The following is a 12,154-nucleotide window of genomic DNA, read 5'->3' as shown; positions in this document are numbered from 1 at the left end:
GCTGAAGCTGTCAGAGACCACGCAGCCTGAGGCCTCCTCCACCACCGCCATACCCGCGTAGGCCGGGATCCAGTGTCTGTGGTTTTGAAGAGTTACAAGAAAGCCGCTGGCCCCTGGCCTGCGCCAGGGTGACGACTGTGCATGAGGCGCGGGAAGCGCTTCATTGCTGCTGCAAGAAGGATTCGCTAGTGAAGTCCTTCCTCATCTTGGCATAGACCCTAAGACTTTATGCCTGAACCGTCAGCACGCTCGGTGCTCATGCATTACGACGGCGGACTTCCCCAAGCACCGTCATGCCGGCGCACGCCGGTATCCAGTGTCTGTGATTTTGTTGCCTTTACGGGGTCTGAGAAGAAAGTCACTGGATCCTGATGTTCATCAGGAAGACGATTGTGCGTAAGGGGCGGCAAGCGCTTCGTCGCTGCTGCTAGAAGGATGACCTTGGCATAGGCCTTAAGACTCACATCCTGAACCATCCGCACGCTCAGTGCCCTTTCATTACCATGCGGCCTCCCCCAGCACCGTCATGCCGGCGTACGCCGGTATCCAGTGTCTGTGGTTTTGTTGCCATTACGGGGTCTGAGAAGAAAGTCACTGGATCCTGATGTTCATCAGGAAGACGATTGTGCGTAAGGGACGGGGAGTGCTTCGTTGCCTTCATAGAGCAATCTGGAAGCACTAGACAGCAGAAACGAAAAAAGCCCAACCTTGCGGTTGGGCTTTTCTCTGAATGAGTGCCTGACGATGACCTACTCTCACATGAGAGCACCCACTCCACCATCGCTGTTGCTGTGTTTCACTGCTGGACGCCGGCGGCGGGAATTAGCGCATGGGATCAGGGGCCTGATCTCATGCGTACTTAAGGACTTAAAACGAAAAAAGCCCGTCCAAAAGGACGGGCTTTCTCGTATTTGGTGCCTGACGATGACCTACTCTCACATGGGAACTCCCACACTACCATCGGCGCTACTGTGTTTCACTGCTGAGTTCGGCATGGGATCAGGTGGGACCACAGCGCTATGGTCGTCAGACGAATTTGGAACAATTCGCACAAGCTGTTTCTCGTTTGCATTTTCGCAAGCGCTTTTCTATCTGGGATTTCAAAACCCATTGGGTGTTGTATGGTTAAGCCTCACGGGTCATTAGTACAGGTTAGCTCAACGCCTCACAACGCTTACACACCCTGCCTATCAACGTCCTAGTCTTGGACGGCCCTTTAGAGACCTTAAAGGTCTAGTGAGAACTCATCTTGAGGCTCGCTTCCCGCTTAGATGCTTTCAGCGGTTATCGATTCCGAACTTAGCTACCCGGCAATGCCACTGGCGTGACAACCGGAACACCAGAGGTTCGTCCACTCCGGTCCTCTCGTACTAGGAGCAGCCCCTCTCAATTCTCAAACGCCCACGGCAGATAGGGACCGAACTGTCTCACGACGTTCTGAACCCAGCTCGCGTACCACTTTAAATGGCGAACAGCCATACCCTTGGGACCGACTTCAGCCCCAGGATGTGATGAGCCGACATCGAGGTGCCAAACACCGCCGTCGATATGAACTCTTGGGCGGTATCAGCCTGTTATCCCCGGAGTACCTTTTATCCGTTGAGCGATGGCCCTTCCATGCAGAACCACCGGATCACTATGACCTACTTTCGTACCTGCTCGACGTGTCTGTCTCGCAGTTAAGCTGGCTTATGCCATTGCACTAACCGTATGATGTCCGACCATACTTAGCCAACCTTCGTGCTCCTCCGTTACTCTTTGGGAGGAGACCGCCCCAGTCAAACTACCCACCAGGCACTGTCCCTAACCCCGATTCAGGGGCCCAGGTTAGAACATCAACACTACAAGGGTGGTATTTCAAGGACGGCTCCACATCATCTAGCGACAATGCTTCAAAGCCTCCCACCTATCCTACACATGTAGGGTCAATGTTCAGTGCCAAGCTGTAGTAAAGGTTCACGGGGTCTTTCCGTCTAGCCGCGGGTATACGGCATCTTCACCGCAAATTCAATTTCACTGAGTCTCGGGTGGAGACAGCGTGGCCATCATTACGCCATTCGTGCAGGTCGGAACTTACCCGACAAGGAATTTCGCTACCTTAGGACCGTTATAGTTACGGCCGCCGTTTACCGGGGCTTCGATCAAGAGCTTCTTCCGAAGAATAACCCCATCAATTAACCTTCCGGCACCGGGCAGGCGTCACACCGTATACGTCCACTTACGTGTTTGCACAGTGCTGTGTTTTTGATAAACAGTTGCAGCCACCTGGTATCTGCGACTGCCGACAGCTTAAGGAGCAAGTCCCATCACCGTCAGCAGCGTACCTTCTCCCGAAGTTACGGTACCATTTTGCCTAGTTCCTTCACCCGAGTTCTCTCAAGCGCCTTGGTATTCTCTACCTGACCACCAGTGTTGGTTTGGGGTACGATTCCTTCTTACCTGAAGCTTAGAAGTTTTTCCTGGAAGCATGGCATCAACCACTTCAGTGCCGTAGCACCTCGTCATCAGCTCTCAGCGTAATGTGTACCCGGATTTGCCTAAGTACACCGCCTACAACCTTAAACGCACATCCGATAGTGCGCTGGCCTAGCCTTCTCCGTCACTCCATCGCAGTAAGAAGAAGTACGGGAATATTAACCCGTTTCCCATCGACTACGCCTTTCGGCCTCGCCTTAGGGGTCGACTCACCCTGCCCCGATTAACGTTGGACAGGAACCCTTGGTCTTCCGGCGAGCGGGTTTTTCACCCGCTTTAACGTTACTCATGTCAGCATTCGCACTTCTGATACGTCCAGCATGCCTCTCGACACACCTTCAACCGCTTACAGAACGCTCCTCTACCATGCACACAAGTGTGCATCCGCAGCTTCGGTGTCTAGTTTAGCCCCGTTACATCTTCCGCGCAGACCGACTCGACCAGTGAGCTATTACGCTTTCTTTAAATGATGGCTGCTTCTAAGCCAACATCCTGGCTGTCTGAGCCTTTCCACATCGTTTCCCACTTAACTAGAACTTTGGGACCTTAGCTGGCGGTCTGGGTTGTTTCCCTCTCCACGACGGACGTTAGCACCCGCCGTGTGTCTCCCGTAATTGCACTCATTGGTATTCGGAGTTTGCAAAGGGTTGGTAAGTCGGGATGACCCCCTAGCCTTAACAGTGCTCTACCCCCAATGGTGAGATACGAGGCGCTACCTAAATAGCTTTCGAGGAGAACCAGCTATCTCCCGGTTTGATTGGCCTTTCACCCCTACCCACAAGTCATCCGCTAATTTTGCAACATTAGTCGGTTCGGTCCTCCAGTTGGTGTTACCCAACCTTCAACCTGCCCATGGGTAGATCACCGGGTTTCGGGTCTACACCTTGCAACTCATTCGCCCAGTTAAGACTCGGTTTCCCTACGGCTCCCCTATTCGGTTAACCTCGCTACAAAATGTAAGTCGCTGACCCATTATACAAAAGGTACGCAGTCACCCCGAAGGGCTCCCACTGCTTGTACGTACACGGTTTCAGGTTCTATTTCACTCCCCTCACAGGGGTTCTTTTCGCCTTTCCCTCACGGTACTGGTTCACTATCGGTCAGTCAGGAGTATTTAGCCTTGGAGGATGGTCCCCCCATGTTCAGACAAGATATCACGTGTCCCGTCCTACTCGATTTCACACAAAGTTAGTTTTCGTGTACGGGGCTATCACCCTGTATCGCGCTACTTTCCAGAAGCTTCCACTAACACCCTCTGTGCTTAAGGGCTAATCCCCGTTCGCTCGCCGCTACTTAGGGAATCTCAATTGATTTCTTTTCCTCAGGGTACTTAGATGTTTCAGTTCCCCTGGTTCGCTCTGTACACCTATGTATTCAGTGCACAGTGACCGCTTATGCGGCCGGGTTTCCCCATTCGGAAATCGGTGACTCAAATGGCTCTTACTGCCTCATCACCGCTTATCGCAAGTTAGTACGTCCTTCATCGCCTCTGACTGCCTAGGCATCCACCGTGTACGCTTAGTCGCTTAACCATACAACCCCAATGGGTCTTGCTTGTTCTTTGCTTCCCACTTGTCGTCAGCCCTTTCACTCGCGTCGGTCATTAACAGAAGTTAACTCCCTCGCTCGCTCAAGCGCTTCCTCAATTGGAAATCAAATCCCAGCGCAATACCGAGTTTTGAGATTGCATTAATTGTTTAAACAACCAATACGTTAATCTATCGCCAGATATTCAAGGCACTTGCAAAAATTGCAAATATCTCGAGAAATTATCAGCTTGTCCAAATTGTTAAAGAGCAAGTTTTTGCCTTAGCAAAAACGCCAAAATCACCCCTAAGGATGATTTCAGACAATCTGTGTGAACACTCAACGCAAAACCGTATCTATTTCGTAAGGAGGTGATCCAGCCCCAGGTTCCCCTAGGGCTACCTTGTTACGACTTCACCCCAGTCATGAACCACACCGTGGTCATCGCCCTCCCGAAGGTTAAGCTAATGACTTCTGGTGCAGCCCACTCCCATGGTGTGACGGGCGGTGTGTACAAGGCCCGGGAACGTATTCACCGTGACATTCTGATTCACGATTACTAGCGATTCCGACTTCATGGAGTCGAGTTGCAGACTCCAATCCGGACTACGACCGGCTTTATGGGATTGGCTGACTCTCGCGAGCTCGCAACCCTTTGTACCGACCATTGTAGCACGTGTGTAGCCCATCCCGTAAGGGCCATGATGACTTGACGTCGTCCCCACCTTCCTCCGGTTTATCACCGGCAGTCTCCCTAGAGTTCCCGCCATTACGCGCTGGCAACTAAGGACAAGGGTTGCGCTCGTTGCGGGACTTAACCCAACATTTCACAACACGAGCTGACGACAGCCATGCAGCACCTGTCTCACGGTTCCCGAAGGCACACTTCGATCTCTCAAAGCTTCCGTGGATGTCAAGGGATGGTAAGGTTCTTCGCGTTGCATCGAATTAAACCACATGCTCCACCGCTTGTGCGGGCCCCCGTCAATTCATTTGAGTTTTAACCTTGCGGCCGTACTCCCCAGGCGGTCTATTTAATGCGTTAGCTTTGGAACCCACGCCTCAAGGGCACAGACTCCTAATAGACATCGTTTACAGCGTGGACTACCAGGGTATCTAATCCTGTTTGCTCCCCACGCTTTCGCATCTGAGCGTCAGTCTTTGTCCAGGAGGCCGCCTTCGCCACTGGTATTCCTTCAGATCTCTACGCATTTCACCGCTACACCTGAAATTCTACCTCCCTCTACAAGACTCTAGTCTGCCAGTTCGAAATGCAGTTCCCAGGTTAAGCCCGGGGCTTTCACATCTCGCTTAACAGACCGCCTGCATGCGCTTTACGCCCAGTAATTCCGATTAACGCTCGCACCCTCCGTATTACCGCGGCTGCTGGCACGGAGTTAGCCGGTGCTTCTTCTGCGAGTAACGTCACAGCTAACGGGTATTAACCGCTAACCTTTCCTCCTCGCTGAAAGTACTTTACAACCCGAAGGCCTTCTTCATACACGCGGCATGGCTGCATCAGGCTTGCGCCCATTGTGCAATATTCCCCACTGCTGCCTCCCGTAGGAGTCTGGACCGTGTCTCAGTTCCAGTGTGGCTGATCATCCTCTCAAACCAGCTAGAGATCGTCGCCATGGTGAGCCATTACCTCACCATCTAGCTAATCTCACTTAGGCTTATCCAATCGCGAAAGGTGCCGAAGCATCCCCCTCTTTCCCCCGTAGGGCGTATGCGGTATTAGCAGTCGTTTCCAACTGTTGTCCCCCTCGACTGGGCAAATTCCTAAGCATTACTCACCCGTCCGCCGCTCGACGCCCAACAAATCATCCGAAGAATCTTTGTTGTCGTTTCCGCTCGACTTGCATGTGTTAGGCCTGCCGCCAGCGTTCAATCTGAGCCATGATCAAACTCTTCAATTAAAAAGTTTTTGGAATCCGAAAATTCCGACTCAATGAATTACTGAATTAACTTGTTATAGTCACTCAGTGCAACATTGATATATGAGATATCAATCCTGCGCGAGTGCCCACACAGATTGTCTGACTAATTGTTAAAGAGCGTGCCTCTCATCGAGGCAGGAGGCGCATTCTACGCGACTCCCTGCTTTCGTCAAGTACTTTTTTCTCTCTGGAGATAAAAAAGTTAGTCCCGAGCTCACTCCGTGGAGTTTTCCCAGGCCACTTGTCGAAAGCGGACGATCATCATACTGCAAACCGCTGAACAGTCAAGCATTTGATGCCAAGATCCTAAGGATCGGCATAACAAGGCTTGGTCAGAGCGGTGCCTCGCGCCATCTTCGTCGCCAAGGAGGGTCCTTAAAACGGCGAGGCCTGTGAGGTGTTGCTGCAGACATTCAAGTGTAGACCATAGATCCTGACTGGAAGCTGAAAGCTCTATAACTCTTGGTTCTAAATCGCTTAAAAAAAGAGAGAGGCCCACTTAAGGGCCCCTCTTTCTTCGGCTGAAGCTCACTGTATGAAACTGAAGCCCTGCTCACCTCTCTCTATGGTGATCCTCTTACCCGGCAATAACCGGCCACTGAGGATCTCCTGAGCCAGGGGATTTTCCAGTCGATTCTGAATGGCTCGCTTCAGAGGCCTGGCACCAAATACCGGGTCAAATCCAGCCTCAGCGATCAGTGACAGCGCCTCTTCGCTTACCTCCAGCTGATAGTCTCTCTCAGTCAGCCGCTTCTGAAGCAGTTCCAACTGAATACGGGCAATGGCCTTGATGTGCTGCTTGGCCAGAGGGTGGAACACCACGGTTTCATCGATGCGGTTGAGGAACTCAGGTCTGAATGCCTGACTCAGCACCCCCATCACCGCGGACTTCATCTGCTCATAGTCTTCACCAGCCTGTTGCTGAATCAGATCCGAGCCCAGGTTAGAGGTCATGATCACCACAGTGTTGCGGAAATCCACGGTTCTGCCTTGACCGTCGGTCAGGCGGCCATCATCCAGCACCTGCAAAAGAATGTTGAAAACATCCGGGTGGGCCTTCTCCACCTCATCCAGCAAGATAACCGAATAGGGCTTGCGGCGGACCGCCTCGGTCAGGTAGCCCCCCTCTTCGTAGCCCACGTAACCGGGAGGTGCGCCCACCAGCCGTGCCACCGAATGCTTCTCCATAAACTCCGACATATCGATGCGAACCATCGCCTCATCGGTGTCGAACAGGAACTGAGCCAGGGATTTGCACAGCTCGGTCTTACCCACACCTGTGGGTCCCAGGAACAGGAAAGAACCAATCGGTCGCTTGGGATCTCCCAGCCCTGCCCGGCTGCGGCGAATCGCATTGGATACCGCCAATACCGCTTCCTCCTGACCGATGACACGCTTATGCAGCATCGACTCCATACGCAGCAACTTCTCACGCTCCCCCTCCAGCATCTTGGCCACGGGGATCCCGGTCGCCTTGGAGAGAACATCGGCAATCTCGTTGTCCGTCACCTTGTTTCGCAGCAGATTCATGTCCTGCATCTCAGCCTGGGCGGCGAGATCCAGCTGCTTCTCCAGCTCAGGGATACGGCCATACTGCAACTCGGACATGCGGCTGAGATCACTGGCCCGCTTGGCCACCTCCAGATCCTGACGGGCGCGCTCCAGGGCAGATTTGATGTGCTGAGTGCCGGCCAGGGCAGCCTTTTCGGTCTTCCAGACCTCCTCAAGCTCGGTATACTCCCGCTCCAGCCCGTGAAGCTGGTCGGTGAGAATCTGCAGCCTCTTGCGACTGGCCTCATCCTCCTCCTTGTTGAGCGCCTCCTCCTCCAGCTTCAGCTGGATGATCTTGCGCTCCAGCCTGTCCAGGGGCTCAGGCTTGGAATCAATTTGCAAGCGGATGGAGGATGCCGCCTCGTCGATAAGGTCGATGGCCTTATCCGGAAGCTGACGGTCAGACACATAACGGTGAGACAGGGTGGCCGCAGCCACGATGGCCGGGTCGGTGATCTCCACACTGTGGTGCAGCTCATAGCGTTCCTTGAGTCCCCGCAAGATGGCGATGGTGTCCTCGACGCTGGGCTCTTCGATCAGCACCTTCTGGAAGCGGCGCTCGAGGGCCGCATCCTTCTCTATGTACTGACGGTATTCATCCAGGGTGGTGGCGCCGACACAGTGCAGCTCACCCCTGGCCAGGGCGGGTTTGAGCATGTTACCGGCATCCATGGCCCCTTCCGCCTTACCGGCACCGACCATGGTGTGCAGTTCGTCGATAAACAGGATGATCTGCCCCTCAAGCTGAGACAGCTCATTGAGCACCGCCTTGAGACGCTCCTCGAATTCACCCCGGTATTTGGCCCCCGCCAGCAGGGACCCCATGTCCAGAGACAGCACCTTTTTCCCCTTGAGGCCTTCCGGTACCTCTCCATTGATGATCCGCTGGGCCAGCCCCTCGACGATGGCGGTCTTACCCACACCGGGTTCACCAATCAGTACAGGGTTGTTCTTGGTGCGACGCTGCAGCACCTGGATGGTGCGACGAATCTCATCGTCCCGGCCGATGACCGGGTCCAGCTTGCCCGCCTCGGCGCGCTCGGTGAGATCTATGGTGTATTTGGACAGGGCCTGACGCTGATCTTCGGCGTTCTGATCCTCCACGGTCTGGCCGGCCCGCAGCTTGTCGATGCTGGCCTCCAGGCGGGATTTGTCCGCCCCCATCTGTTTCAGGGTCTCACCCAGGGCGTCCCCGCGCTCAATCACCGCCAGCAGGAACAGCTCGCTGGAGATGTACTGATCCTTGCGCTTCTGCGCCAGCTTGTCGCACAAGTTGAACACCGCCACCATGTGCCTGGAGAGCTGCACTTCGCCGCCGGTGCCGGTCACCTTGGGCAGCCGGTCCAGCGCTTCGGTCAGTTTGGATCTCAGGGCATTGACGTCGATCCCCGATCCGGCCAGCACAGGGCGAACCGTGCCGCCGTCCTGATTAAGAAGGGCCAGCATGAGGTGCTCAGGCTCTATGTACTGGTGGTCCCGTCCCAATGCCAGGGACTGGGCATCGGAGATCGCCATTTGGAACTTGTTGGTCAGTCGGTCGAGTCGCATACCCTAAACTCCCACAAATCATCTAACACAGAGAATAGATGGGTATGCTTAACAGGGATTTCAAGTCCGCTTAACGGATCCAGATAAGAGAGGCCATGCGGCCACAGCGGCCATCACGACGGTAGGAGAAGAACTTGTCGGAGTCTGAATAGGTGCAGAGGTGACTCAGGGTAATCTGGGTGAGCCCCAGGGCAGACAAGCGCTGAAAAGCCAGTTGCGGCAAGTTGGCCAGGTATTTGTCTCCACGGGCGACAAAGGCAGAAACCGCTTGCGCATCCTGGCTAACAAACTGCTCCCTGACCTCTGGCCCCACTTCGAATGCCTCGGCTGAGATCGCCGGCCCTATCCAGGCCAGAAGATCCGACGCCTCTCCGGAAAAGCGGGCCACCGTCTGCTCCAATACTCCATCACACAACCCCCGCCAACCGGCATGGGCCGCCGCCACCTGGCTGCCATCCCGATGGCACAGCAGCACAGGCAAACAATCCGCGGTCATGATGGTACACACCTGATTTGGTGTGTTGGCATAGGAAGCATCGGCCCGGGGAAGCGATTCATCGCAGGGCAGGGTCACCACCCGGGTGCCATGCACCTGCTCCAGCCACGCAGGATCCTTGGGCAACTGCAGCCCAAGGCGCAGCGCCTCCCTGTTGAGGCGAACCGCCTCGGCTTCATCCCCGACATGGGCCCCCAGATTAAAACCGTCAAAAGGCGGTTGGGATTGGCCACCCAACCTGTCGGTGCTGGCTGCAGCGACACCCTCAGGCAGAGTCCAGTCCGGGGTAAACCACATCAGTAATCCATGCCTCGTTCGGCGGTATCCTGACGCAGCGCCTCGGTCAGTTTGACCATATCCTCGGGCACAGGCGCATGCCACTGCATCCACTCACTGGTCACTGGGTGGGCCAGCTCCAGCTTAACGGCGTGCAGGGCCTGACGACGGAAGCCTCTGAGCACGGTCTGCAACTCCTCACTGGCGCCCTTGGTAGGACGAGGGCGTCCCTGGTAGAGGGGATCGCCCACCAGAGGATGCTTGATGTGCGCCATATGTACCCGGATCTGGTGAGTACGCCCGGTCTCCAGTCGCAGGCGCAGTCTGGTGTGAGCACGGAACTTCTCAGCAATGCGGTAGTGGGTCACCGCAGGTTTGCCAATCTCGGTCACCGCCATGTGGGTACGCTTTTGAGGATGACGGCCAATGTTGGCATCCACACTGCCGCCAGCGGTCAGGGTGCCGTGGGCAATGGCTTCATACTCCCGGGTAATCTCCCTGGCCTGCAATTGAGCCACCAGATGGGTTTGCGCCGGAACCGTCTTGGCCACCACCATCAATCCAGTGGTGTCCTTATCCAGACGGTGAACAATGCCGGCCCGAGGCACATTGGCGATCTCGGGGCAGTGATACAAAAGCGCATTCAAAATGGTGCCGTCGGCGTTGCCCGCTCCAGGGTGCACCACCAGATCCGCTGGCTTGTTGATCACCAGGATATGGTCGTCCTCATAAACGATATCCAGCTCAATATCCTGAGGTTTGGAGCTCACCTCCTCCTCAAGGGTGGCTTGAATCGCCACCTGCTGATCCACCAACACCTTCTCCCTGGGTTTGGTGACGGTTTCTCCGTCCAGAGTCACCTGACCGGCCAGGATCCACTCCTTGATTCGGCTGCGCGAATAGTCGGGGAACAGATCGGCCAGAGCCTGGTCTAACCGCATACCTAGGTGCGTATTATCAATTACGCCATTTAATTCAACGTGTTGGGTCATATACTCTCGATGCGGCTGTAAAAGCTCGAAATCACTCGCAGTTCTGATAGAATCGCTCCAGCCGCAATTTTATCTCTTTTTGCAGCAGAACTTCACGATAATGATAAGGAATTGGTTCAAACAATGCGTAAACTAGCAGGCCCTTTGCTTCTCGCCTTGGCCGGCACCCTGATGATGGCCGGTTGCTCCTCAACCAAAGAGGGCCCTGATGCCTACGTCGTCGAAGACCGCTCCCCGGAAGCTCTGTATGGCGATGCCCGCCAGGCCATGGAAGCCGGCAACTTTACCAAGGCCTCCAAGGTTCTTGAAGCCCTGGATTCCAGATACCCCTTCGGCACCTACAAAACTCAGGTGCAGCTGGACCTGATCTACGCCTATTACAAGATGGCCGACACCGCCAGCGCCCTGGCGAACATCGACCGCTTTATCCGACTCAATCCTACCCACAAGGATATCGACTACGTCTACTACATGCGTGGTCTGGTGAACATGCAGGCGGACAGCTACCTGTTCCACGAACTGCTGGATATGGATCGCACCGACCGTGATCCTGAGAACGCCAAGGAAGCGTTCAAAGATTTTGAGAAGCTGGTAAAGACCTTCCCGGACAGCCGCTACGCCGCCGACGGCCGCCAGCGGATGATCGCCATCAAGAACCGTCTGGCAGAGTACTCCCTTCGAGTGGCGGAGTACTACGTCAAGATTGAAGCCTGGGTGGCCGCCGCCAACCGTGCCCAGCAGATTCTGGAAACCTACGCCGGCACCCCTGCAGTAGAGGGTGCGCTGGAGGTGATGGTTAAGAGCTACGAAGAACTGGGTCAGGAAAAATTGAAGCAGAACGTATTGACCGTTCTCAAGGCAACCTACCCGGAAAACAGTTTGGCAGACTGAGTCTGTGCAGAATCAAAAAAGGCGCCAACCGGCGCCTTTTTTTAATAAACCGCTTTCTTAGATGGCGTCTTCGTTCTCTTCACCGGTACGGATGCGAATCACCCGCTCAACGTCGGTGACGAAAATTTTGCCATCACCAATCTTACCGGTACGGGCAATATCAACGATCGCTTCAATGGCCTGGTCAACCAGCTCATCGGCAATCACCAGATCAATCTTCACCTTGGGCAGAAAATCCACCATATACTCGGCACCACGATACAGCTCAGTGTGTCCTTTCTGACGACCGAAGCCTTTGACTTCCTGAACCGTCATCCCATTCACACCGATCTCGCCCAGTGCCTCCCGAACATCATCCAGCTTAAACGGCTTGATGATCGCTTCAATCTTTTTCATCTGCCCTCACCCTTCGGCGCAGTCCGCGCCATTACACAACCATGCCAGCCTGTTGCCAGCTA

Annotated in this window: 5 protein-coding genes and 3 rRNA genes; 1 reads left to right on the top strand and 7 read right to left on the bottom strand. The window is 54.7% G+C overall.

Annotation, left to right across the window (positions count from 1 at the left end; translation table 11 throughout):
• Positions 1–916: 916 nt before the first annotated feature.
• The 6 genes from rrf to rluD all read right to left on the bottom strand — a co-directional run bounded on the left by rrf (position 917) and on the right by rluD (position 10,805).
• A 5S ribosomal RNA gene (gene rrf / locus QUE41_RS03375) occupies positions 917–1,031 on the bottom strand.
• Positions 1,032–1,121: 90 nt separating this feature from the next.
• A 23S ribosomal RNA gene (locus QUE41_RS03370) occupies positions 1,122–4,007 on the bottom strand.
• Between the two features lie 359 nt (positions 4,008–4,366).
• Positions 4,367–5,921 (bottom strand): 16S ribosomal RNA (locus QUE41_RS03365).
• Together the 16S, 23S and 5S rRNA genes form the textbook arrangement of a ribosomal RNA operon.
• Positions 5,922–6,470: 549 nt before the next feature.
• A complete protein-coding gene (clpB, locus tag QUE41_RS03360) occupies positions 6,471–9,041 on the bottom strand; it encodes an ATP-dependent chaperone ClpB (RefSeq protein WP_286341538.1) in 2,571 nt (856 codons plus the stop codon).
• Positions 9,042–9,111: 70 nt separating this feature from the next.
• Complete coding sequence (gene pgeF / locus QUE41_RS03355; RefSeq protein ID WP_286341537.1) at positions 9,112–9,834, bottom strand: peptidoglycan editing factor PgeF; 723 nt, start codon at positions 9,832–9,834, stop codon at positions 9,112–9,114.
• Positions 9,834–10,805, bottom strand: a complete 972-nt coding sequence (gene rluD, locus QUE41_RS03350) for a 23S rRNA pseudouridine(1911/1915/1917) synthase RluD (RefSeq protein WP_286341536.1) — start codon at positions 10,803–10,805, stop codon at positions 9,834–9,836. The genes pgeF and rluD overlap by 1 nt, the downstream gene beginning before the upstream one ends.
• 123 nt (positions 10,806–10,928) lie before the next feature.
• Between rluD and QUE41_RS03345 the strand changes: the two genes are divergently transcribed.
• Entirely contained in the window at positions 10,929–11,696 is a 768-nt protein-coding gene (locus QUE41_RS03345) for an outer membrane protein assembly factor BamD (protein ID WP_286341535.1), read from the top strand.
• Between the two features lie 57 nt (positions 11,697–11,753).
• Here the strand turns inward: QUE41_RS03345 and QUE41_RS03340 are convergent, their stop codons facing one another.
• Positions 11,754–12,092 (bottom strand): P-II family nitrogen regulator, encoded by a 339-nt coding sequence (locus QUE41_RS03340; RefSeq protein WP_028110389.1) that lies wholly within the window; start codon positions 12,090–12,092, stop codon positions 11,754–11,756.
• Positions 12,093–12,154: the final 62 nt, after the last annotated feature.

Origin of the sequence: Ferrimonas sp. YFM (genome assembly GCF_030296015.1) — a bacterium.
In the GTDB taxonomy this organism is placed as follows: domain Bacteria; phylum Pseudomonadota; class Gammaproteobacteria; order Enterobacterales; family Shewanellaceae; genus Ferrimonas.
The sequence above is the reverse complement of the archived record's forward strand: the minus strand, read 5'-3'. Positions and strand labels throughout refer to the sequence as shown.

Bases quoted from the DNA above. Each gene is read 5' to 3' on its own strand.
- clpB (WP_286341538.1), bottom strand. From the start codon at position 9,041: ATGCGACTCGACCGACTGACCAACAAGTTCCAAATGGCGATCTCCGAT.
- pgeF (WP_286341537.1), bottom strand. From the start codon at position 9,834: ATGTGGTTTACCCCGGACTGGACTCTGCCTGAGGGTGTCGCTGCAGCC.
- rluD (WP_286341536.1), bottom strand. From the start codon at position 10,805: ATGACCCAACACGTTGAATTAAATGGCGTAATTGATAATACGCACCTA.
- QUE41_RS03345 (WP_286341535.1), top strand. From the start codon at position 10,929: ATGCGTAAACTAGCAGGCCCTTTGCTTCTCGCCTTGGCCGGCACCCTG.
- QUE41_RS03340 (WP_028110389.1), bottom strand. From the start codon at position 12,092: ATGAAAAAGATTGAAGCGATCATCAAGCCGTTTAAGCTGGATGATGTT.